This window comes from Streptomyces flavusporus (genome assembly GCF_046267975.1).
Classification (GTDB): domain Bacteria; phylum Actinomycetota; class Actinomycetes; order Streptomycetales; family Streptomycetaceae; genus Streptomyces; species Streptomyces flavusporus.
Genome location: NZ_CP176503.1, coordinates 4,492,233 through 4,514,558, shown reverse-complemented (window position 1 = coordinate 4,514,558; position 22,326 = coordinate 4,492,233). Strand labels below are relative to the sequence as shown.

The window sequence follows — 22,326 nt, the reverse complement described above, 5'->3', positions numbered from 1 at the left end:
GGAACTCCGTTCGATCTGCACGTTCCAAGATCGGTTGAGAGACGGCTTCTTATGGCAAACGCCCAGTGATGGGTCCAACAGACCTGGCTCAATAGGCACATGGAGATTGGCGAGCACTGGGCGTACCGCGCGAGGCCGAAGGATCTGGGTAGCGCGGTGCGCCAGGTGGAGGTCGTTCGAGTGGGCGGCCCTGGCAGGTCTGGCTGGATCCACGTGCGGTTCCTCGAAGGCGATGCCGGCGGCCTGCAGGAGTGGGTCAATTCCGGCTCTCTCGTAGCGCCGTGGGCGGATGTCGATACGTTCCGCGCGGACGACGCGGCGGAGTTGGCGCTGGTGGAGTCCTCTCGCCACGTCCGGGGCAGCACGGAGTTCGAGGCCGCCCGTATGGTCCTCGGATTCGTCCGCCCGAAGAACAGGCTGCGCCTGCGCCGAACGGTGGCGGACGCAGGCGTTCTGGAGCTGAGCCGCCTCGACGAGACTGCACCGCTCATCGGCATGGACGCAGCCGAACTACGCGGCGACACCATGGTGTGCGAGAACCGCCACGGCATGTGCCTGGCCGGTTGGACGGTCACCGAGCGCATCGCCCGCCACGTGGCCGGACGCCTCGCCGACGAGATCCTTCCAGAGGTGGACCGCAAGCAGCAGGACATCGAGCAGGAGCGTGCCCAGCCCTCCTGGTACTCCTACAGCCGACGGGACGAGCGCAAGTTGGACGCGGAGGCGGCCGTCCTGCGAACCGTCCGGGTGTGGTGCGGCCAAGACAAGGCCGACCGCTACGACGAGTTGGTTGCCCTACGCGCCGAGGTCATCCGACTGGGGGAGCTGGTTGAGAAGGCGGTCAAGTCCCTACGCGACCGCGGTCACGGCGTCATCGCCTCCACCATTGAGCGCGACCTTGGCGTCCATATCGCCAGCCTTGATCCTGACGTGCGTCGATGAGACCGCGCCACGGATCTGGATCCACCTTGGCCGGTGTCGGCTGAGTAGCGGGCTTCTTCTCCTTCTCCGGCCGGTGTGGGTGCCAGCCGTCGAGGAACGGCCGCAGTTGATCTCCCGTCGGCTCCGCATAGAAGTTGAGAGAAGCCAAGCCCTTGCCGCTGAGGGTGGGGTCGAGCCGGTCGGCCTCCGCCTTCCCCCAAGCCGACCACTCTCGCAGCCTCTCGGCTTCGAGGCTGTCTTCCGACGCCGCAGCGGCTTCATCCAGAGCGGCACAGAACGTCCGGATCTCCCCTGCCGCCTGCCACCGCTCAAGGGCCGTACCGAAGTGCTCGGCCCGTACTGCGTGAACCGCCTTGATCGAAGCCACGCTGACGGCGGCCTCCCACTCGCGCCGCTCGCGTTCCTCCCGCTCAGCTTCTAGGCGCCGATGCTCTGCCTCCTGCCGCTCCCGCTCCTCTCGCAGGCGCTGCTGCTCCGCCTCACGTTCCAGCCGAGCCCGCTCCTGCTCCTCCGCGCGGGCCTTCACCGCCCGGAAGACGGAACCGATCTGATCTTCCAACGGCTTCTTGGCCGTGTCGGCCCATTCCTTCTTCCAGCCGTAGCTGTAGCCCGATTGCTGGCTGACCAGCAGCTCCAGTTCGCCGCACGGCTCGAACTTCTGGGCTGGGGTGACACGCTGCCAGTCGTACGTACGGCGGCCCGGCTGCTTGGGGACGTACCGGACCGGCTTCTGCCGTTCTCGGAAGCCGACCTCGTACGTCCTGCCGTGGACGGTGAGCAGCGGCCTCGGCTGCCTGCGCTTCTTCGACACCGCGATCTCGCCGTGGCGTGCGAGGGCTTCCTCGGCGAGGAGCCGGAGCAGCGAGAGCACCCGGGGGAGGACCTCCTCCGAGATCTCGAAGGCGCTGTGGTCCGCGCTGACTGCGGCGATCACGTCCTCGACATCGGTGATCACACGGCTGCGCGCCAGCCGGATACGGTTCCACTCGGTCTCGTCTTCGCCGGTCACCCGGAGCAGGCCGAGGAAGAAGTCCCCCTTCACCCGCCCGCTGTACTTCAGGCTGTATCCCTCGGGGGCACGCTGCCGGGCCGCGTCGAACGCCCTGCGGTAGCGGGCTCGCTCCTGGTCGCTGGGGTTGGGGATCCGGAGGAACCGCCCAGCCTGCTGTACCTCCGCGATCAAGGCGGCGCCGATTTCCGCCGGCGACGGCTGTGGGGGCTTGGCGGCGCGCTGCGGCGTTGGCCTCGTCGGGGGCGGGGCTGTGACTTGCTTCTGCGGGGGAGGGGCCGGTCGTGTCCGTTGGCCGGAGTCCGTTGACCGCTGCCTGCGCTGAGCTGGTTCCGGCCGGTCCGGGTGATGGCCGTGTTCCAGGTAGAAGCGCCCCGCGTCAGTGATCTCTGCCTGCCACTTCCCATCCTGCTTGGGCATGGTGATCAGGCGCCGCTCCTTGAGCGCGCGGGCGGTGAGAGCGAACTCGGGGCTGTCCGACGTGACGGGGTCGGCTCCGCCTCCGATGCGGGTGAGGAGAGCGAGCTGCCGGTCATTTAACGGAGACCATCGGTGCATGTCGATCGTCGTACCGTCTGTTCTCTCCTCGGCACAAGCCGTGGGGTGACTCTTGCGGAGCGCAAGGTGTACTCGAGGCGGAACACCTCTCGCTGGGAGCCGCCGGGGAGCCGCTCCCCGAAGTCGGCTCCCAAATGGCTCCCAAACTGGGCCCACAAAGCAAATCAGGCCCGGCGCTGATCTCTCAGAAGCCGTATCTCAACCGATCATGGAACGTGCGGGTCGAACAGGTTTCCCGCCGGGGTGATCTTCCCGTTGTACGCGCATGAAGACAGGGCCTCTCGGTAGCTCGGGGATGCGAATCTAACCGAGCAATGCCGGGAGGCCCTGGTGTCGTTGTTGTACGCGTCCGAGCCCGTCCAGTTCAACTCGGCTGCACCATCGTGTGATTGCCTCGCGCACGTGTACGGCAACGCGGCCGATCATCCCGATCGGGTGCGCCGGTATCCGTCGGACATGACGGACGCGGAGTGGGCGGAGGTCCGGCCTTTGCTGCCGGTGCCGGCCTGGCTGCAGGGCAGAGGCGGGCAGCCCGAGGGCTATTGCCACCGCCAGATGCTGGACGCGATCCGCTATTTGGTCGCGGGCGGGATCTCGTGGCGGGCGATGCCCGCGGACTTCCCCGCATGGGGCCGGGTTTACGCCTTCTTCCGCCGCTGGCGCGAGCACGGGCTGATCGCCGAGTTCCATGACCGGCTGCGTGGGACGGTCCGTGAGCGCGAGGGCCGTGAGGCCGAGCCCACGGCGGGGATCATCGACGCGCAGTCGGTGCGGGCCGCCGCGACGGTGCCGGCCTCCTCACGCGGCTACGACGGCGGGAAGAAGGTGCCCGGGCGAAAGCGGCACATCGTGACCGACTGCCTCGGCCTGCTCCTGGTCGTCGCGGTCACCGCCGCGAACATCGGCGACCGGGACGCCGCGGCGGGCCTGCTGCAGCGGCTGCGCCGTCTGCACCGCGACATCACCCTCGTCTGGGCCGACGGCGGCTACACCGGCGGCCTCGTTGGCTGGTGCCGGGACAAACTCGCCCTGACCTTGGAGATCGTCAAGCGCACCGACGACATGACAGGGTTCGTGGTGCTCCCCAGACGCTGGGTGGCAGAGCGCACGTTCGCGTGGTTGATGAACTCCCGCCGTCTGGCCCGTGATTACGAGACTCTGCCCGCTTCCAGCGAGGCGATGATCCGGTGGTCGATGGTTACGCGGATGGGCCGGCGTCTGGCACGTCCACGGGCCGCCGGCCGGCGCTGAACATCCCCGACGTCTCCTGCAGGAGCCACCCCCGCTCTGCCAAGCGCCTGGCCTTCGAGCGCACCCCCTCGACCTTCGCCGGCGTCGTCCCCAGGCCCAGCCCCACCGCGATCTCCTTGGCCTTCGCCGGCCCCCTGCCCGCTGACCGCCGCTCCTCCAGCACGCCCAGAATCCGCTGGTAGTCCGGTGCCAGCACCGACACCGTCAGCCCGTCCCGCCAGGGCGGCACCGTCGAGCCCGGCACCGGCACCGGTGAGCACGCCGTTTCCTGCTCCGCCTCGGTCACGGCAGTCGCCTCGGCCGCGGACGCGGCCAGGGCCTCGACCAACTCCTCCCGCGCGATCACTCGCCGGTCCAGCTCGATCTCCGCGGCCTCCAACACCTCAGCCAACCGCGCGGCTTCCTCCCGCAGACCCTCCACCCGCACGCGGGCAGCCGCCTCCCGCTCCTCCAGCATTCCCAGCACCGACGCCACCGCGCACCCCTCGGTCATGAAGCGGACACAAGACGCCGCATGCCTCCCTCACCCCGAGCGAAACCATGCCTGACCAGCAGAAATCAAGGGATCGCGTTCGGTTGAGATACGGCTTCTCAGCACCGGGCCTGACCTGACCCTATGAGGGCCGGGCCCCCTTCCCTGCTCAGCCCGGCGATACCTATCGTCCGGGTATGTACGGGCTCAGGAAGGAGGCCCTCGATGTCTGTCTACGTCGGTATCGACGTGCACCGCAAGCGGTCACAGATCGCGGTGGTCGAGGACGACGGTGCGGTGCGGGCCAACCGCAACGTGCCCAACGGGGTCGAACCGGTCCTGTCGGTGATCGGGGATCTGCCGATCGGCGCCCCGGTCGCCTTCGAGGCCGCCTACGGCTGGGGCTGGCTGGTTCAGCTGCTGGAGGACTACGGCTTCGAGCCGCATCTGGTCCACCCGCTGCGCTGCAAGGCGATCGCCTCCGCGCGGCTGAAGAACGACAAGGTCGACGCGGCCACCCTGGCCCAGCTGCTGCGCGCCGATCTGCTGCCGGAGGCGTGGATCGCCCCGCTGGATGTGCGGCAGCAGCGCGCGTTGGTGCGGCACCGCTGCCAGCTGGTGCGGTTGCGCACCCTGCTGCGCAACCGGGTCCACGCCGTCCTGGCGGACTACGGCTGCGACCGTCCCGGCAGCTGTTTCACCGCTCCGGGCCGCATCTGGCTCGACAGCCTTGATCTGCCCGACGCCTCGCGCCGCGTGGTCGACGACCTCCTGGTCCTGATGGACGCCCTCAAGGAGCCGATCGACACGGTGGACCGGCAGCTGCTCGCCACCGCACGGGGCGACCCCCGCATCAAAGCGCTCACCCGGCTGCCGGGGGTGGGCGTACTCACCGCGCAGGTCATGGTCACCGAGATCGGTGACGTCACCCGCTTCCCCTCCGCCCGCAAGCTCGCCGCCTGGGCCGGACTGACCCCCACCGTCCGCGCCTCGGACCTGACCGTGCGGCACGGACACATCTCCAAGCAGGGCTCCAACTGGCTGCGATGGATCCTGTGCGAGGCCGCACAGAGCGCCAAGCGGTCCCCGCAGTTCGCCCCCGCCTACCAGCGCCTGGCCCGCCGCCGCGGCAAGAAGATCGCCACCACCGCGATCGCCCGAAAACTGCTCACCCACGCCTACCACCTGCTGCGCGCCGTCCCGGCCCGGCAGGACCACCGGGGGGCGCGATGACAGCAGCACACGACAACCGCCACAGGCGGTCGCAAACCCCGGGCGAGCTCGCAAAACACCATGAGACGGCCCTGTGGCCGCGCTCGATGACCTGACTGAGCAACCCGGATCCCCGCACCATGGTCATGGCGCCGGCCTGCGGCCGGACGCCGAATGGGTGTGTGTGAGACCACTCCGCCGACCAGCCGGTACCGGGGATGACAACGACCGTTTCTGCCAACATCCGTGACGCTTCCTCGGCCTCCATTCTCGGCCGCCGCTCGTCGGCGTCCAGCTCGTTCGTCCTCGCCCCGCTCGTCCCTCGCGGGGCTCCGGGCGCTCCAACTGGACCCCTCCCACGCGGCGGCCCCCCACAAAGACCGCGAGGAAGGTCCGCAAGGAAAAACGCCCCGGCATCCCACCGAAAAGCCGCAGGCGGGGGCCGTCTACGCCCCCTTGACAGGCCCGGCCCTCATGGGTGGTGTTTCTCTGTCAGGGTGGCGATTTAAACCTACGACCTCTTCGTCCCGATGGGGCTCGGGTGAGGTCGATGAGGTCTGCTCAAAGCGACCTCTGACCGTGTTTTGTAGCTTCCCCGGAGAGCACCGTTGGAGACTATGTGTCGTCACCTCGTCCTAGGCGCACACCAGGCAGTCGGTCTTCCAGTTGGCCCGCGAGACCGCCTTGAATATCGTATTCGGCCCCAGGGACGTTCAGAGTCATCCGGCCGTCGCTTACATGATCCCGAATGTCGCTCAACTCCCGCCCCATGTCCTCGATGTCTCGTGCGGTGATGCGCAGTTCCAGCGTGTGGGTGTCGCTGAAGACGACGGGGCGAATATTCGTACGGGACATCAACTGTCGGGCAAACTGCCACAGCCATTCCGGGTCACGGTGGCGGATGATCAGTGTGAACGCTGCCGGGCTGCGGTGCGGACGAAGGGTATCCGGCTCGCGCCATGCCTGGGCGGCCACCATACGCTGCTGGAGTGCGTTCGCGGGCTGCCAGTCGATGCGCGCGCCCTCGCCAGCAGGTGCGAGTTTGAAATGCAGGGATTCTTCATGCGGCGGCGGTAGACGCCGTGCGGGAGCACGGGTCGGCTGATCAGGACTCTGGGCGGTGTAGGTGGTCAGCGCGGTGTGCGCGCTGGAGTTGAGGCATTGCTCGAGCCACCGCCAGGATGCTGGGCGTTCGCCCTGGCGGTCTTGGGTAAGCAGTTGCATCGCGTCGGCCAAAATGCGCAGCCCCTCTGCGGCCATCGGCAGCGTGCGGCTTTCTGTCAGATGCTCGATGACGCTATGGCTGTCGAAGCGACGTTGTGTTCGGTGCGCCAACCAAATCCCGATGGCGAGGACGTCGGACATTCCTTCACCCGTGGTTCGATCATTTGCCAGGCGCTGCAGCCACTGCTGAGCTCCTTCCACCTCACCTCGTCGGCAGCGTGCGTACCCGACGGCCACATCGAACAGTGAGGGCCGCATCCCCGGGGCCTGGGGCGGCTCTTGCCACGCTGTCTCGATGGCCTGAGCAGCATGCACGCGACCAGTGCGTAGTGCTTCGAGCAGTGTGTATCCGGAGTCGGCGACTGGACGTACTTCGAGCGGTCCCTTCAACGCTGCCGAGAGAGGTTTAACTGTCATCTCGGTGCGGCTGGGCAGGATGGTGCAGGCGGGTGCGCGGTTTGCACCGCCTGTTTGTACGGCCCAGACGCTGTCCGGTGTTAGGTGTGGGGTAGAGGGTCCGCGGCGCCTGGTGTCCCGGGCCCAGGTAATGGGAGAGCCGGTGGCTAGGCTGCGCGGGCTCCACTGTCCGTCGGCGTGCTGCCACAAACAGATCCATCCGCTACTGGAGCGGGTAGCGCGCGTGGGTGGCAGCGAGGGTCTCGCCGGAGGGATGAGTGAAGTGGAGGGGGAGCTGCCGCCAGTAATGACGGTCGGTTGCAGACGGATATAGGGCGACCAGCTGCGCAGGAGGTTGCGCTCGCCGCGGGGCAGGGAGACGGTATGCGGGATTCCTGCGATGAGCGGGAAGACGTCCTGAATCTCGGCGCTGCTGTTTAGGCGCTCAACGGTACCAATCACCGTTCCGGGGGCGGCCCCCGCCAGATCAGGGGGGTACACGTGTGTCGTATGCATTGCGGCTGCGGGGCTACTCATGAGACATCCACCTGCACGGTGTGGTGGAAGCATGGCGGCTGTAGCCACACCTGCTGACTCGTGGTGCTGTAAGGCCCGTCGGTAAATGCGACATGGAGGTCGCCCTCGCCTGCCGGACCCGAATCGATCCACGGTTCGGGTCCGGGCATTCGTGAGGCGACCTGGTTGCCGCGCAAGTCTGCGAGCGACCAGGCAGCAGTGGCCAACGCGTGGCTGGGAGCAGTGTCGAAGTGGAACGACACTTGTGGGCGGTTGTTGAACCGCAGCAGCACACCGCCGCGCACATTGGTGCTGGACGTGACGCACTGCTGCTCGGGCATGCTGCTGTTGCGCAATCCGGGCCACTGCATGAGTTGGTCGATGGCCGTCCCGATGCTGGTGGTGGTCACCTGCCAGCCCTGCCCATCACGGCGGTGCTCGGGCGAGAACAGAGCCTTCAGGAACGACTGGGTGAACAGGGTGCTCTCGCCGGTGCGGCCGTGCGCTGGTGCTCCTGGACCGGTGGAGTACACCACGAGCTGTTCCGGATCGTGCGAAATATGTAGCTCGGGGCCCAGGGCCGTGGACTTGAGTGAGCGCAGCGTGACATCCACATCCTGTGAGCCCCTGCATGCGTCAAGGAAGAAACACTGGATGGCCGCACGGTTACCCTGCATGTTCTGTACGGTCCCGCGTACGTCGATGGAGTTCTCGAAGGCGGCGAACCGGCTGGCGCGGGTGTTCTGCAGGAGCAGGGAATGATCCCCATGGGCGCCTAGCTGAAGACCATGACCGCAGAAATAGAACAGAGCGACATTGCCTCGGTTGCTGTCACACCGCTCGTACCACCGCTCGAAAGCTTCATTAACATCTTCCAGCTCGGCCGTGCTACCAAGCTCGTCGCCGGCATCGGGAAATAGATCCGCGAAGCCAGCGGGAAGCTGTGGATCTACGGCCGAGATGACGGCTTCGATGCTGCCCAGTGCCCGATCTGGCACGTCACGCAACTCTTTCAGCAGCGTCACGCACACCTCGTACGCGGACACGGGAGGTGCGGTCAGCTGCCCTAACCCTTTGGCCAACGTCCCGGGGCGAACCTGGTGCTTGCTACCGCCGTTGAAGTAGTCATAGCGGCCGACCCCGATGACCAGGACATGGATTGCTGGGCCAGTCTCCTTGCTCTGCCACAGGGTGGTCACCGCTTGCCCTCCGCAGCGCGCAGGGCAAGCCGGTGGTGGAAATGAGGGGAAGTGACATAGCCGCCGTGCGCCCACCAAGCCCCGGTGCCGAAGTTGAGGTCCTCCGCGCCAGCGAACACCCCAGCCGCTGCGAACGCCAGTGGGTCCGCCGGGTCCACCACGTTGAGCCACCGACTCACATTGGGCAGAGCTGGCACCTTCTGGCCGCCTGCGCCAGTCAGCAATCGGTCACTGGCCCGGAAGAGCTTGAGCTCCTCGAAGAGACCGATCTGCGTCCCTGCAGTTACCAACAGATCTACATGCAGGTCAGATCGGAAGTGGGAGAGCAGATCATGAACGATGTTGCCACCCATGCTGTGGGCCACGACGACCAGCGGCTCCCCGTGCTGCTGAGCATGGTCGGCAGCCTCTTCGAGTGCCTCACTCACCAAGGCGATGATCGAACTGTTATCGGCCGTGTCCCGTTGGGCAAAGTAGCCCATTACATCGCCCAGTAGCAGTGCGAGCCTGCGCGTGGGTCGCCCTCGCAGTAGTGCCGCGCCACCACGGGTGACAGTCCTGGCTGCGGAGGAGTTGAGGCGCCGCAGCACTGATCGGGCGGCACGGGGTACACCGCTCGCGACACCGAACGTCTCCCACTCCGCCGCACAACTGCTGATGTGCGTCTTTTCAGCGGGACGCCATGCTTCCAGCTCCGTACTCAGCCGCTCCAGCAACTCGGTGTCGTCAGTGACCTCGGCGAGCCAGGGAAAGACGGCCAGCCCGTCACCGCGCGCGCCTGTATCCGAGCGCTCAGCCCAGTACGCTGTGGCCCGCCCGCAGAATGTCGCGCCCTCCCGCAGTTCGTCTTCGGTACCGACCAGGGAACCGCATACGATGTCGATGGCCCATTGCAGTGACCTCGCGGCTGCAGTGATCAGTACCCGTTCCGGCTCGGCCACACCGGCCTGGGCGATCACGTCCAGTACGGCCGCATCCGACGCACTCGCCTCCTCGGCGCCGCCAAGCCGTTCCATACCTCCCAGGTCCAGGGAAGCCCAGCCCCACGCGGGCTCCGCCACCAGGCCGCCCCACCACGGACTCCAGACCCGCGTCTTGCTCTGATCACAGCCCAATGCAGCCAGGACATGTTGGCGATACAACGCATCGCGCACGGCCACATGCTCCGGATCCTGCGGCGTCCGGTTGTCGATTCCATGGACATGCACCAATGGCATGCCAAGCCCCCTCCTGTGCGGCGATCCCCCATTGTGCGGCACGTCCCTCCCTGAACACAGCCTGATCGCCACTTACTTCGCCCGCCCGATGCACCGGGACGACACGGGAGCGACCGGCGTGAGTTCCACCAGCGGAACCGGCTCAGCAGATGTCATGGACTGCCCCCTGGCGCACCTTCCACGCCGCTGCGGTGTGGGTGATGACGAGTGGCTTCGAACCGGTCAAGTCTCCAGGACTGGCTATCGGGTGCACTTTGGCGGCGACCTGGCGATGCTCGTGACGACAAGGCGCTGCGGTCAGCCCGCCGAATGGTTCACGGTGCATCACGGCGTCCTCGCCGGGTACCCATGATCCGCAGTGGTGGCCGACCTACTTGTCGCTCGACCGCTCTATTGGCCCGCGAGATGCATCGTTCTCAGTGCTATCGCTGGCGATACCGAGAAAGGGCCGGGCAGCCGCCCTGGCGATGGGATCATCGCCCTCGGCAAGCTTGTGCGTGTCCCTTGAAAGAGCGTCGGTCACAGCCTCTGCATCGCCGACAGCACCGGCAGTGGGAGCCCGATCGGGAGCCGGATTCCGAACTCGGCTCCCAAACGGCTCCCACGATGGGCCCAGAAACCACTCAGGGGCCTGATCCACCAAGTGGATCAGGCCCCTGACCTGGTACTTCACTGTCGGGGTGGCGGGATTTGAACCCACGACCTCTTCGTCCCGAACGAAGCGCGCTGCCAAGCTGCGCTACACCCCGATCGCCGCCGCTTGTCGCGGCGACGACGTTTACTTTAGCCCACCGGTGGCTGGAGACGAAATCCGGTTTTCGCGCGGTGGCGGATGGGGTTCGGGCGGGCGTGGTCGAGGGCGATGAGGAGGACGGCCACGGCGTAGATGGAGAGGCCGAGGAGGAGGGCGTTGCCGAGGACACCCTTGTAGCCGTGCCGGTCGACGTCGAGGAAGGAGTAGAGGTAGCGGCCGGGCGTGCCGGGGAGCAGGAACTCGCCTCGGGCGAAGGAGAAGGCCAGGTAGGCCAGGGGGTAGAGGAGCCACCCGCTCGCCTGGCGGAGGTGCAGGCGGCCGGGGGTGGTCAGGAGCAGCCAGTCCAGCAGGGCCGCGATCGGGACCGCCGTATGGAGGATGTGGTCGGCGATGGTCTGCACGAGCGTCGGGGTGGTGTCACCGGTGATCGAGGCCGGCATCGCGAAGGGGCTCGCCTCGTTCGTCAGGAGCAGGTGGTGCACCAGCGCCGCGATCGTGACGTAGAGGAGGGTCGCGCCGGTCAGGGTGGCCGGTAACGGGCGGCGGGCGGTCCAGGATCGGCGGGCGGAGAGGGTGAGGACCAGCGCCAGCAGGATGCTGCTCTGGATCGTGAAGTGGCTCAGTACTCGGGGTGGGCTGCCGAGGAGCAGGTGGATCGTCACGCCGGCAGTTGCCGCCAGTGCGGTCAGCAGGCGGAAGGCGGCCGTCAGGCGGCGGGGCGCGGGCGCCACCACCGCCGTGGCGGGGACTGGGGCGGGCAGCAGTGCGGGTGCGCGCGGGATCGCGGGCAGGTCCGGGATGTCCCTGGGTATCGGGGGCGTGGCGGGCATGCCCTCACGCTAAGCGGATCGGGCAAATGGGGCATTGTGGGTGGCCCGGGTGGGTTACCCCGCCCCGCCCGGCCCTCCACCTACTCCCGCCTACTCCCGCCCCACCAACGTCAACAACGTCGCCTCCGGCGGGCAGGCGAACCGGACCGGGGTGTACCGGTTGGTGCCGCAGCCCGCCGAGACGTGCAGGAAGGCGGTGCGGTCCTCCACCGTGTGCGTGGACAAGCCCTTCACGCGGTCGGTGTCCAGGTCGCAGTTGGTGACGAAGGCGCCGTAGAAGGGGAGGCAGAGCTGGCCGCCGTGGGTGTGGCCGGCCAGGATCAGGGGGTAGCCGTCGGCCGTGAAGGCGTCCAGGCTGCGCAGGTACGGGGCGTGGACCACGCCCATGGCGAAGTCGGCCGTCCCCGAGGGGCCGCCGGCGACCTGCGCGTAGCGGTCCCGCTTGATGTGCGGGTCGTCCACGCCCGTCAGTTCCACCGAGACGCCGTCGACCTTCAGCGTGCCCCGCGTGTTCGTCAGGTTCAGCCAGCCCGCCGCGTCGAAACCGTCCCGCAGGTCCTCCCACGGGTTGTGGACCACGCCGACGGCGGGTGCGTTGCCGTTCAGGCCGTGGCGGCCCTGCGCCTTCTCGATCAGATAGCGGGCGGGGTTGCGAAGCTTGGGGCCGTAGTAGTCGTTGGAGCCGAAGACGTACGCGCCCGGGAAGTCCATCAGCGGCCCGAGCGCGTCCAGCACCTCCGGCACGCCCTCCGGGTCGGACAGGTTGTCGCCCGTGTTGATCACGAAGTCGGGGCGCAGCCCGGCCAGCGAGCGCAGCCAGCGCTGCTTCTTGCGCTGCCCGCTGACCATGTGGATGTCGGAGACGTGCAGCACGCGCAGTGGGCGCATGCCCTCGGGCAGTACCGGGACGGTGACCCGGCGGAGGCGAAAGGAACGGGCCTCGAACCCGGCCGAGTAGAGGAGACCGGCGGCCGCGACCGCCGTGATGCCGAGGGGTACTCCGTATCGCGCGCGCATGGCTCCATCGTGTCAGACCCGGCCCGGGCGCCGCGCCCGGCGTCCCTTAAATCAACGGGCGTCCGGCCGTCCACACCTGCGACAATCGACCCCATGACCACGCTCAAGTCGAAGCTGCAGGAAGACCTCAACGCCGCGATCAAGGAGCGCGACGAGCTCCGCTCCTCGACGCTCCGGCTGACGCTCGCCGCGATCACCAAGGAGGAGGTCGCGGGCAAGGAGAAGCGCGAGCTCTCCGACGAGGAGGTCACGAAGGTGATCACCCGCGAGGCGAAGAAGCGGCGCGAGGCCGCCGACGCCTTTGCGCAGGGCGGTCGCCCCGAGCAGGCGGAGCGGGAGAAGGCGGAGGGCGAGGTGCTCGCCGCGTACCTGCCCAAGCAACTGTCCGACGAGGAGCTGAACCGGATCGTCGCCCAGGCGGTCGAGGAGGCGAAGGCGGCCGGCGCGGAGGGGCCGCGGGCCATGGGCGCGGTCATGAAGATCGTGAACCCGAAGGTCGCCGGGCAGGCGGAGGGCGGCCGCGTCGCCGCCGCGGTGAAGAAGCTCCTCGCTGGCTGAGGTCGTAAACGGGCTGTACGGCGATGGGGGCGCCCCTCCTCAGAGGGGCGCCCCCATCGCCGTACTACCGCCTCAGCCGGCCCGTCACGGCCAGTTCCCCCCGTTGCCGTTGCCGTTGCCATTGCCGTCATTGCCGCCGTTGTCGCCGCCCTGGATCCAGCCCTCGGGGATGGAGAAGGAGGGCGTCGGGAAGTCGCCGCCGCCGATAAGGCCGCCGTTGCCGTTCCCGTTGCCGTTGTCACCGTTGCCGTTGTCGTTGTCCTCGTCGCCGCGGTCGCCGCGGTCCTCGTCCTCGTCGTTGCCCTCGGGGATATCGACGAGGTTGAAGGACCCGGCTTCCTTGCCGACAAGGGCGCCGGACATCGCGTCCCGCCAGATCGGGCCCGGCACCTGGCCGCCGTAGACCTTGGCGTGATAGACGCCGCCGATGGAGATGCCCTCCATCTGGACCTGCTGGGTGGCGCTGCCGACCCAGACCGCGCCGGCCAGGTTCGGCGTGTAGCCGACGAACCAGGCGTTCTTTCGCTCGTCCGTCGTACCCGTCTTGCCGGCGCTGTCCCGGTCGGTGAGGCCGGCCTCCTGGCCGGTACCGGAGTCGACCACACCCTGCAGCAGTGTGTTGACGGTGTCGGCCGTCTTCTCGGACATGGCCCGCGAGCAGGTCGACTTCGGGACCTCCAGCGACTTCTGCTGCTGGCCGATCTTCTGGGTGATCGACTCGATGGCGATCGGCGTGCAGTACATACCGCGCGAGGCGAAGGCGGCGTACGCGGACGCCATCGTCAGCGGGGAGATGCCCTTGGAGCCGAGGGAGATGGCGGGGACCTCGGGAAGCTTCTCGCCGTTGCCCTGCACGACGTGCAGGTTGTCGGTCATCTTCACGACCGGGCAGAGACCGATGTCGGAGATCATCTGGACGAAGTAGGTGTTGACCGACTTCTCCATCGCCTCCCTGAGGCGGTACGGGCCGACCTCCGACTCGTCCTCGTTCTCGACGGTCGCCTTCTGCGGGCCCCCGTTCACCCACGGCTTGCCGGAGCACGTCTGGACGGGGCTCGGGTAGTCCATGTCGTACGGCGCCGAGTACTCCTGCGTCACCGGCCGCCCCTCCTCCAGCGCGGCCGCCGCGACGAACGGCTTGAAGGTCGAACCGGTCGGGAAGCCGTAGTTCGAGCCACCCATGGAGGCGTCGACCGAGTAGTTGTACTCGGTCTCGTTCTTGCCGTAGCCGAACGGCTTCGACTGGCCCATGCCGAGGATCCTGCCGGTGCCGGGTTCGACCAGGGTGGTGGCCGCGGCGACCTGGTCGTCCTGGTTGACGTGGTCCTTGAGCGAGTCCTGGACCGACTCCTGCGACTGCGGATCGAGGGTGGTGCGGATCGTCAGGCCGCCCTGGTTCCAGATCTTCGCCCGCTCCTCCTGGGTCTTGCCGAAGACCGGGTCGCTCTTGAAGACCTTCTCGACGTACTTGCAGAAGAAACTGGCGCCCTTGACCGCGGTGATGCAGCCGTTCTGCGGTCGGCTGATCTTCAGGTCCAGCGGCTGCTCCTTGGCCTCGTCGGCCTCCGCCTGGGAGATGTTGCCGACCTCGGCCATCCGCTGCAGCACGACGTTGCGCCGCTTGGTGGCCTCCGCCTCGTCGTTCACCGGGTCGTACCGGCTGGGCGACTGGACGATGCCGGCGAGCATCGCCGACTCCTGGAGGTCGAGGTCCTTGGCCGACTTGGAGAAGTAGCGCTGGGCGGCGGCCTCGACGCCGTAGGCCTGCTGGCCGAAGAAGGTGATGTTCAGGTAGTTCTCGAGGATCTTCTTCTTGCCCAGCTCCTCCTCGACCTGGATCGCGTACTTCAGTTCGCGGATCTTGCGGCCGAGGGTCTGCTGGGTGGCCTGCGCGACCTTCGTCGGATCGTCGCCGGCCTCCTCCACGAAGACGTTCTTCACATACTGCTGGGTGAGCGTGGACGCGCCCTCGGCCACGCCGCCGCTCTGCGCGTTGCGGTTGAGGGCGCGCAGGACGCCCTTCAGGTCGACCGCGCCGTGCTGGTAGAAGCGCGCGTCCTCGATGGCGACGATCGCCTTCTGCATGTACGGCGAGATGTCCTTGAAGTCGACCACCGTGCGGTCGCGCGAGTACACCGTGGCGATGTGGTCGCCCTTGGCGTCGAGGATCGTGGTGCGCTGGCTGAGCGGCGGGGTCTTCATGTTCGCCGGGAGCTCGTCGAAGCTCTCCACCGAGCCCTTTGCCGCAAGGCCCAGCGCGCCGACGGCGGGCAGCGCGATGCCGGCCATGACGGCTCCTGCGAGCACACTGACACCGAGGAACTTGGCGGCCTGCTGCGTTGGCGACAGACCACCGCCCGAGCGCTTCTTTGGCATGAGGGCAGCCTACGTTCTCATTCGCCGGACACGCGTATATGCCTTGGCCTAAGCTGCTCTCAACTGTCACAGCAGTAGGGCCACGTATCAATACGTCCGGCGACCCCGAATCGTTCCGGATCCGCTCGGTCTTTTTTGCCGAGGCGTGTTGGGTGCGTGTCCGAATTCGCCTTGTGTGTCACCTGGCATCCGTTGCGACTCAGCTGAACCGTCCCGGATTGTCGGGATTGTCGCGCATGTCGCGGGCTCACTCCCCCGGGTGATCTGCCGCTTACCCATAGTCCGTTCGGGCCATTCAAGATTGGGCCCGAAGGGGGTGTTGCGCTGTGCCCACCTTCCGTAACGTCCTCAACTGGCGGCGGTGAATATGCCGCTGCCGCCGTGGGGGAGCCTCGATTCGGGAGAGGACGGCGCCGGTATGGGCTGGGTAACCGACTGGAGTGCGCAGGCGGCCTGCCGCACTACCAATCCGGATGAACTGTTCGTTCAGGGAGCAGCGCAGAACAGGGCCAAGGCGGTGTGCACCGGATGCCCGGTACGCACCGAATGTCTGGCCGATGCGCTCGACAACCGCGTCGAGTTCGGCGTGTGGGGAGGCATGACGGAACGGGAACGCCGCGCACTGCTGCGCAGGCGGCCCACTGTCACTTCATGGCGCCGGCTCCTCGAGACTGCGCGTACGGAGTACGAGCGCGGGGCCGGCCTCGTGCCCCTCGACGACGACGAGGTGTACGAGAACTACGCGGCGGTGAGCTGAGGCGTCCTCTCCGGGGGTTTCTCTCCGGCGGTCGGGGGTTGTTCCCCCTCATGGGTTGGGGCTGTACCCCCTCATGTGTCTCCGTCAGGCACTCATGCGCCGCCGTCAGACACGCGGACCTCGCCGTCAGGCAGCTCCGGCCGGTTGGCCGCGAGCCGGTCACCGATGTCCCGCAGTCCCGCGAGGTCATGCACATCGCCGGGCAGCGCGGCCACTTCGGCCACCGCCACCTCGGGGTGGAGCGCCGTGAAGCGATCACGCGTGCGCTGCTCGCGGGCGAGCAGCTGCATACGCTCCGCGTGCAGCCTCAGCAGGCCCGCGGTGAGCTGGTCGACGGATCGCTCCGAGTCCGGGTCGGCGGGGGAGCCGTCGTCCGTGACGGTGGGGGAACCTTCGTCCGGAGCAGCCGGTGAGTCGGAAGCGGGAGATTCTGAACTGCCGTACGTGTCGGGAGAGTTACGAAGACCAGCTTTCCCTCCCCCCTGATCCACAATGCGGGGCTCCTCAAGATTTTCCGCGGCGGCGAGCGCCCGTTCGGCCGACAGTCGGAAGGCGCCGCTGCCGTGGACCCGGTTGAGCACCAGACCGGCCAGCGGCATGTCCTCGGCGGCCAGCCGCTCCACGAAGTACGCGGCCTCCCGCAGCGCGTCCCGCTCCGGGGCCGCCACCACGAGGAACGCCGTGCCCGGTGCCTGGAGCAGCTTGTACGTCGCATCCGCGCGCGTACGGAAGCCGCCGAACATGGAGTCCATCGCCGCCACGAACGTCTGTACGTCCTTCAGCAGCTGACCGCCGAGCAGCTTCCCCAGGGCGCCGGTCATCATCGACATACCGACGTTCAGGAACTTCATCCCTGCCCGGCCGCCGACCTTCGCCGGGGCCAGCAGGACACGGATCAGCTTGCCGTCGAGGAAGGAACCGAGCCGCTTGGGCGCGTCCAGGAAGTCCAGCGCCGAACGGGACGGCGGCGTGTCGACGACGATCAGGTCCCACTCGTGGCGGGCCCGCAGCTGGCCCAGCTTCTCCATCGCCATGTACTCCTGCGTGCCCGCGAAGCCCGCCGAGAGCGACTGGTAGAAGGGGTTCGACAGGATCGCGGCCGCCCGGTCGGGATCCGCGTGCGCCTCGACGATCTCGTCGAAGGTGCGCTTCATGTCGAGCATCATGGCGTGCAGTTCACCTTCGCCGTCGATCCCCTTCACCCGGCGCGGGGTGTTGTCGAGGGAGTCGATGCCCATGGACTGCGCCAGCCGGCGCGCCGGGTCGATGGTGAGGACGACGACCTTCCGGCCGCGCTCGGCGGCCCTGAGGCCCAGCGCCGCCGCCGTGGTGGTCTTGCCGACCCCGCCCGAGCCGCAGCACACGATGATGCGGGTCTGCGGGTCGTCGAGGAGCGGATCGAGGTCGAGCACGCGCGCGGGGGAGAGATGGCGGGCGCCTTCCGGGGTGTGGGCCGGGTCCGGACTCATGCGATCCCCTGCTTCCGCAGTTCGTTGGCCAGTTCGTACAGGCCCGCCAGGTCCATGCCCTCGGCGAGCAGCGGCAGTTCGTGCAGCGGCAGGCCCAGCTCGCCGAGGGCGGCGCGCTGTTCGTGCTCCAGCAGGTACCGCTCGGCATACTCATCGGCCTGCGCCAGCAGCGGGTCCACCAGCTTCTCGGCGTTCTGCCCCCGGCGCGCCCCGCCGAGCCCGGCGGCCGACAGCGACCGCGCGATGTCGGTCCGCGGAACGGTCCGTACGAACTCCAGGTCGGCCGCGCCGAGCACCCCGGGCCGCACCATGTTCACGATGACCCGCCCGACCGGCAGCCGCGCGGCCCGCAACTCGGCGATCCCGTCCGCCGTCTCCTGGACGGGCATCTCCTCCAGGAGCGACACCAGATGAACCGCCGTCTCCGGCGACTTCAGCACCCGCATCACGGCCTGCGCCTGATTGTGTATCGGCCCGACCTTGGCGAGCCCGGCGACCTCGTCGTTGACGTTGAGGAAGCGGGCGATGCGACCGGTGGGCGGCGCGTCCATGACGACGTAGTCGTACACGAACCGCCCCGACCTGCCCTTGCGCCGGACCGCCTCGCACGCCTTGCCGGTCAGAAGTACGTCGCGCAGACCGGGCGCGATGGTGGTGGCGAAGTCGATGGCACCGAGCTTCTTCAAAGCCCGTCCGGCACTGCCCATCTTGTAGAACATCTGGAGGTAGTCCAGAAGGGCCAGTTCGGGATCGATGGCGAGGGCGTACACCTCCCCGCCGCCCGGAGCTACGGCGATCTTCCGTTCCTCATAGGGCAGCGCCTCCGTTTCGAAGAGCTGTGCGATGCCCTGCCGACCCTCGACCTCGACGAGAAGCGTCCGCTTCCCTTCCGTGGCCAGAGCCAGCGCGAGGGCTGCGGCGACCGTCGTCTTGCCGGTCCCGCCCTTGCCGCTGACGACCTGGAGCCTGCTCACGTCTTCGAGCGTAACCAGTCCACGCCGGAACCAATCCGGGGCCTGTGGACAACGGGGCGGCTTAGGCGTCCGCGTACCCCGCCGACCACAGCGGATACAGTCGGCCCATGACCAAGTGGGAATACGCAACCGTGCCGCTGCTCGTCCACGCAACGAAGCAGATTCTGGACACCTGGGGCGAGGACGGCTGGGAGCTCGTCCAGGTGGTGCCCGGACCGAACCCCGAGCAGCTCGTGGCCTACCTGAAGCGGGAGAAGCAAGCGTGAGCGCGGTCGAGGCGAAGCTCGCCGAGCTGGGCCTTGCGCTGCCGGCGGTCGTCCCGCCGCTGGCCGCCTACCAGCCGGCCGTGCAGACCGGGCCGTACGTCTACACCGCCGGCCAGTTGCCGATGGTGGACGGCAAGCTTCCGGTCACCGGCAAGGTCGGTGCGGAGGTCACCCCCGAGGAGGCCAGGGAACTCGCCCGTACCTGCGCCCTGAACGCCCTCGCGGCCGTCAAGTCCGTCGCGGGCGACCTGGACCGCATCGCGCGCGTCGTGAAGGTCGTCGGCTTCGTGGCCTCGGCGTCGGACTTCACGGGGCAGCCGGCCGTCCTCAACGGCGCGAGCGAGCTGCTCGGCGAGGTCCTCGGTGACAAGGGCGTGCACGCGCGCAGCGCGGTCGGCGTGGCGGTACTGCCGCTGGACGCGCCCGTGGAGGTCGAGATCCAGGTGGAGCTCACCCAGCCTTAGGGCGTGTCCGGCGGATCATGCCGGAATCGCGGGGTCCGGCAGCCGAGGTGATCACTGCCTCTCGAACATCCGCTCACCACGGGATAGCCTCGCGCCCATGGCGAACGGTCAGTGGTACCCCGCGGAGTGGCCGGACCGTATCCGCGCGCTTGCGGCGGGCACGCTCACGCCGGTGACCCCGAAGCGCGCGGCCACGGTCATGCTCCTGAAGGACACCGGCACCGGCCCCGCTGTCCACATGCTGCGCCGACGCGCGTCCATGGCCTTCGCCGCGGGCGCGTACGCGTACCCGGGCGGCGGCGTCGACCCGCGCGACGACGAGCACCACGTCGGCTGGGCGGGCCCCACGCGCGTGTGGTGGGCGACACGGCTGGGCGTCGACGAGACGGCCGCCCAGGCGATCGTCTGCGCGGCCGTACGGGAGACGTACGAGGAGGCCGGCGTCCTCCTCGCCGGACCGACCCCCGACTCGGTCGTCGGCGACACCACGGGCCCGGACTGGGAGGCGGACCGCGCCGCCCTCGTCGCCCGCGACCTCTCCTTCGCGGAGTTCCTGGACCGCCGGGGCCTGGTCCTGCGCTCCGACCTGCTCGGCGCGTGGACCCGCTGGATCACCCCGGAGTTCGAGGCCCGCCGCTACGACACCTGGTTCTTCGTCGCCGCCCTCCCCGAGGGCCAGCGCACCCGCAACGCCTCCACGGAGGCGGACCGCACGGTGTGGATCCGGCCCGCGGAGGCGGCCGCGTCGTACGACAAGGGCGAGCTGCTGATGATGCCGCCCACGATCGCGACCCTGCGGCAGCTGACGGCGTACGGCACGGCCGCCGAGGCGCTCGCGTCGGCCCCGGACCGCGACCTGACGCCCGTCCTGGCGCAGGCCCGTCTGGAGGGCGACGAGATCGTGCTCGCCTGGCCGGGACACGACGAGTTCACCAAGCACATCCCGACCGGTGGAGCCCCCGCATGACGGACGCAAGCGCCCTTCCCGGCCAGCCGCGCGGCGGGGTCCTCTCCGGCCCCGCCACCCCGCGGGCGGTCAACGTCCTCGCGCCCAACGCGTCCGCGATGACCCTGGACGGCACCAACACCTGGATCCTGGCGGAACCGGACTCCTCGGTGGCCGTCGTGATCGACCCGGGCCCCCTGGACAAGGGCCACCTGCGTACCGTCATCGACACCGCCGAACAGGCCGGCCGGCGCATCGCCCTGACCCTTCTGACCCACGGTCACCCGGACCACGCGGCGGGCGCCGCCCGCTTCGCCGAGCTGACCGGCACCAAGGTGCGGGCGCTGGACCCGGCGCTGCGGCTGGGCGACGAAGGCCTGGCTGCCGGACACGTGGTCACGGTCGGTGGGCTTGAGCTCAGGGTCGTACCGACGCCTGGCCACACCGCGGACTCCCTCTCCTTCCACCTCCCGGCCGACCGGGCCGTCCTGACCGGCGACACCATCCTGGGGCGCGGTACGACGGTGGTGGCGCACCCCGACGGTCGCCTGGGCGACTATCTGGACTCCCTGCGGCGCCTGAGGTCCCTCACGGTCGACGACGGCGTCCATATGGTGCTCCCGGGCCACGGACCCGTCCTGGACGACGCTCAGGGCGCCGTGGAGTACTACCTCGCCCATCGTGCCCACCGGCTCGCCCAGGTGGAGACGGCCGTCGAGGACGGCTACCGGACGCCGGCCGAGATCGTCGCCCACGTGTACGCGGACGTGGACCGCTCCCTGTGGCCGGCCGCGGAGCTGTCGGTACGGGCGCAGCTGGACTACCTCGAGGAGCACGGGCTCATCTAGTGCCGCGGCAGGCAACGTTTGCCCGTCAAGGAGCGGCGTCCGGTGCGTGCTCTCGGCGTGCCGGCCGGAAGTCCTCGTACTGGACGTACTTGGGCTTTCGGCCGGTGCGGCGAGAGGGCGTGCCGGGCGTCGCGACGGGGCGAACGTTGCCTGCCGCGGCACTAGCTCGGTGGGCTGATGGCTCAGTCGGGGCGGGGCGCCTTGATGCCGTGCACGCGCGCGTACTCCCCGGCGAGCCACGGCCCGAGGTCGTCGACGTACGACCTGAGAAGGGCAGGGTCTCCCGTCGGCTCGTACCCGGCGACGGCCGCGGTGTTCATCTGTTCCGCGCGCGTGGGGTAGTACGCGCCGAAGATCTCGGCCATCTCCGTCAGATCGCTGGTCCAGCCGCCCCAGCGGGGCATGACGAGCGTGAAGCCGGTGCGGACGAGATGCCGGGACATGAAGCGCACGAGCGGCCGACGGGCCTCGTCGGTGTCGTCGGCGGTGGCGATCCGCTCGCGCCAGCGGGGCAGGAGAAGGGCGAGATCGCCGTTGGTCTCGCGGGCGAGCAGACTGTCGGGCCGGTAGCGCGGCAGGTGCTCGGCGAGATCCTCCCCTAGCAGGGGTGTGCACAGGCAGGCGACGAACCAGCCCAGGTCGTGGGTCTCCAACTCGCTCAGCAGCCGCGTACGGCTGTACAGCAGCGTTCCGGCCCCGTCGATCTCGGGGAACTCCTCGTCCAGGGCCTCGCCCAGGGCACGAGCGGCGGCGCGGTCCGCGTCACCGGGCTCCTCCCACAGGGCGACCAGCAGATCCAGGTCGCTGCGCCCCACGCGCGCGGTGCCGCGCGGGATCGACCCGTAGAGGTACGCGCTGTGCAGCCGCGCGCCGAAGACGTCCGGCAGCCGGTCGCGGGCGGCGGCGACGACGGGACGGAAGGGGGCCGGGATGCGTCCCAGGGAGCCTTCGCGGACGAGGTGGCCCTCGGGGTCGAGGCCTTTGGGGAGACGGGGCTTGGGCATTGGCCCACTGTGCCGGGACGCGGGCGTCAGGGCAGCTCATTTTGGCGCCGGTCAGCCCCTCCAGCCC

Annotated in this window: 20 protein-coding genes and 1 tRNA gene; 9 read left to right on the top strand and 12 right to left on the bottom strand. The window is 68.7% G+C overall.

The genetic code is table 11. The features are described from left to right. Nucleotides 1-99 precede the first annotated feature (99 nt). A complete protein-coding gene (locus ACKTSN_RS21365; protein WP_409470577.1) occupies nucleotides 100-942 on the top strand; it encodes a PE-PGRS family protein in 843 nt (280 codons plus the stop codon). Here ACKTSN_RS21365 and ACKTSN_RS21360 read toward each other — a convergent pair. After that, nucleotides 872-2,509 carry a PE-PGRS family protein gene (locus ACKTSN_RS21360; protein WP_409470576.1) on the bottom strand — a complete coding sequence of 546 codons (1,638 nt, stop codon included), beginning with the start codon at nucleotides 2,507-2,509 and terminating at the stop codon, nucleotides 872-874. The two genes, ACKTSN_RS21365 and ACKTSN_RS21360, sit on opposite strands and share 71 nt — an antisense overlap. Nucleotides 2,510-2,911: 402 nt before the next feature. Between ACKTSN_RS21360 and ACKTSN_RS21355 the strand changes: the two genes are divergently transcribed. Next, nucleotides 2,912-3,760: an IS5 family transposase gene (locus tag ACKTSN_RS21355; protein WP_409467250.1), complete on the top strand. Its 849-nt coding sequence runs from the start codon at nucleotides 2,912-2,914 to the stop codon at nucleotides 3,758-3,760. Here the strand turns inward: ACKTSN_RS21355 and ACKTSN_RS21350 are convergent. Then, nucleotides 3,708-4,253 carry a hypothetical protein gene (locus ACKTSN_RS21350; protein WP_409467249.1) on the bottom strand — a complete coding sequence of 182 codons (546 nt, stop codon included), beginning with the start codon at nucleotides 4,251-4,253 and terminating at the stop codon, nucleotides 3,708-3,710. The genes ACKTSN_RS21355 and ACKTSN_RS21350 overlap by 53 nt on opposite strands. Nucleotides 4,254-4,457: 204 nt before the next feature. Between ACKTSN_RS21350 and ACKTSN_RS21345 the strand changes: the two genes are divergently transcribed. After that, nucleotides 4,458-5,465: an IS110 family transposase gene (locus ACKTSN_RS21345; RefSeq protein WP_409467772.1), complete on the top strand. Its 1,008-nt coding sequence runs from the start codon at nucleotides 4,458-4,460 to the stop codon at nucleotides 5,463-5,465. Between the two features lie 594 nt (nucleotides 5,466-6,059). Here the strand turns inward: ACKTSN_RS21345 and ACKTSN_RS21340 are convergent. From ACKTSN_RS21340 to ACKTSN_RS21315, 6 genes are all read right to left on the bottom strand, one after another. Continuing rightward, on the bottom strand, nucleotides 6,060-6,869 hold the full coding sequence (locus ACKTSN_RS21340) for a hypothetical protein (RefSeq protein ID WP_409470575.1): 810 nt from the start codon (nucleotides 6,867-6,869) through the stop codon (nucleotides 6,060-6,062). Between the two features lie 728 nt (nucleotides 6,870-7,597). Continuing rightward, nucleotides 7,598-8,779 carry a caspase family protein gene (locus ACKTSN_RS21335; RefSeq protein WP_409470574.1) on the bottom strand — a complete coding sequence of 394 codons (1,182 nt, stop codon included), beginning with the start codon at nucleotides 8,777-8,779 and terminating at the stop codon, nucleotides 7,598-7,600. Next, nucleotides 8,776-9,996, bottom strand: coding sequence for a hypothetical protein (locus ACKTSN_RS21330; protein ID WP_409470573.1), 1,221 nt, complete (start codon nucleotides 9,994-9,996; stop codon nucleotides 8,776-8,778). Before ACKTSN_RS21330 ends, ACKTSN_RS21335 begins: the two co-directional genes overlap by 4 nt. Nucleotides 9,997-10,671: 675 nt before the next feature. Next, nucleotides 10,672-10,745, bottom strand: a tRNA-Pro gene (locus tag ACKTSN_RS21325). A gap of 34 nt (nucleotides 10,746-10,779) precedes the next feature. Next, nucleotides 10,780-11,580 carry a Pr6Pr family membrane protein gene (locus tag ACKTSN_RS21320; RefSeq protein WP_409470572.1) on the bottom strand — a complete coding sequence of 267 codons (801 nt, stop codon included), beginning with the start codon at nucleotides 11,578-11,580 and terminating at the stop codon, nucleotides 10,780-10,782. Between the two features lie 90 nt (nucleotides 11,581-11,670). Beyond that, nucleotides 11,671-12,597, bottom strand: coding sequence for a metallophosphoesterase (locus tag ACKTSN_RS21315; RefSeq protein WP_409470571.1), 927 nt, complete (start codon nucleotides 12,595-12,597; stop codon nucleotides 11,671-11,673). Between the two features lie 93 nt (nucleotides 12,598-12,690). Between ACKTSN_RS21315 and ACKTSN_RS21310 the strand changes: the two genes are divergently transcribed. Then, nucleotides 12,691-13,155 carry a GatB/YqeY domain-containing protein gene (locus ACKTSN_RS21310; RefSeq protein WP_409470570.1) on the top strand — a complete coding sequence of 155 codons (465 nt, stop codon included), beginning with the start codon at nucleotides 12,691-12,693 and terminating at the stop codon, nucleotides 13,153-13,155. 84 nt (nucleotides 13,156-13,239) lie between these two features. On the opposite strand, the gene ACKTSN_RS21305 is transcribed toward ACKTSN_RS21310, so the two are convergent. Beyond that, the gene (locus tag ACKTSN_RS21305) at nucleotides 13,240-15,531 is read right to left on the bottom strand and encodes a transglycosylase domain-containing protein (protein ID WP_409470569.1); all 2,292 of its coding nucleotides are present in this window, start codon (nucleotides 15,529-15,531) and stop codon (nucleotides 13,240-13,242) included. A 418-nt stretch (nucleotides 15,532-15,949) separates the two neighbouring features. On the opposite strand from ACKTSN_RS21305, the gene wblA reads away from it, so the two are divergent. Beyond that, nucleotides 15,950-16,288 carry a transcriptional regulator WblA gene (gene wblA, locus ACKTSN_RS21300; protein WP_409470568.1) on the top strand — a complete coding sequence of 113 codons (339 nt, stop codon included), beginning with the start codon at nucleotides 15,950-15,952 and terminating at the stop codon, nucleotides 16,286-16,288. Nucleotides 16,289-16,380: 92 nt separating this feature from the next. Here the strand turns inward: wblA and ACKTSN_RS21295 are convergent, their stop codons facing one another. Together ACKTSN_RS21295 and ACKTSN_RS21290 are read right to left on the bottom strand one after the other, a co-directional pair. Then, nucleotides 16,381-17,757 carry an ArsA family ATPase gene (locus ACKTSN_RS21295; protein ID WP_409470567.1) on the bottom strand — a complete coding sequence of 459 codons (1,377 nt, stop codon included), beginning with the start codon at nucleotides 17,755-17,757 and terminating at the stop codon, nucleotides 16,381-16,383. Continuing rightward, nucleotides 17,754-18,731, bottom strand: a complete 978-nt coding sequence (locus tag ACKTSN_RS21290; protein WP_409470566.1) for an ArsA family ATPase — start codon at nucleotides 18,729-18,731, stop codon at nucleotides 17,754-17,756. The genes ACKTSN_RS21295 and ACKTSN_RS21290 overlap by 4 nt, the downstream gene beginning before the upstream one ends. 107 nt (nucleotides 18,732-18,838) lie before the next feature. On the opposite strand from ACKTSN_RS21290, the gene ACKTSN_RS21285 reads away from it, so the two are divergent. From ACKTSN_RS21285 to ACKTSN_RS21270, 4 genes are all read left to right on the top strand, one after another. After that, nucleotides 18,839-18,997: a DUF4177 domain-containing protein gene (locus ACKTSN_RS21285; protein ID WP_009189813.1), complete on the top strand. Its 159-nt coding sequence runs from the start codon at nucleotides 18,839-18,841 to the stop codon at nucleotides 18,995-18,997. Then, nucleotides 18,994-19,461 carry a RidA family protein gene (locus ACKTSN_RS21280; protein ID WP_129799563.1) on the top strand — a complete coding sequence of 156 codons (468 nt, stop codon included), beginning with the start codon at nucleotides 18,994-18,996 and terminating at the stop codon, nucleotides 19,459-19,461. The genes ACKTSN_RS21285 and ACKTSN_RS21280 overlap by 4 nt, the downstream gene beginning before the upstream one ends. A 97-nt stretch (nucleotides 19,462-19,558) precedes the next feature. Beyond that, complete coding sequence (locus ACKTSN_RS21275; protein WP_409470565.1) at nucleotides 19,559-20,428, top strand: NUDIX hydrolase; 870 nt, start codon at nucleotides 19,559-19,561, stop codon at nucleotides 20,426-20,428. Further along, nucleotides 20,425-21,255, top strand: coding sequence for an MBL fold metallo-hydrolase (locus ACKTSN_RS21270; protein WP_409470564.1), 831 nt, complete (start codon nucleotides 20,425-20,427; stop codon nucleotides 21,253-21,255). Before ACKTSN_RS21275 ends, ACKTSN_RS21270 begins: the two co-directional genes overlap by 4 nt. Nucleotides 21,256-21,437: 182 nt before the next feature. On the opposite strand, the gene ACKTSN_RS21265 is transcribed toward ACKTSN_RS21270, so the two are convergent. Beyond that, nucleotides 21,438-22,259, bottom strand: coding sequence for a nucleotidyltransferase (locus tag ACKTSN_RS21265; protein ID WP_409470563.1), 822 nt, complete (start codon nucleotides 22,257-22,259; stop codon nucleotides 21,438-21,440). Nucleotides 22,260-22,326 lie beyond the last annotated feature (67 nt).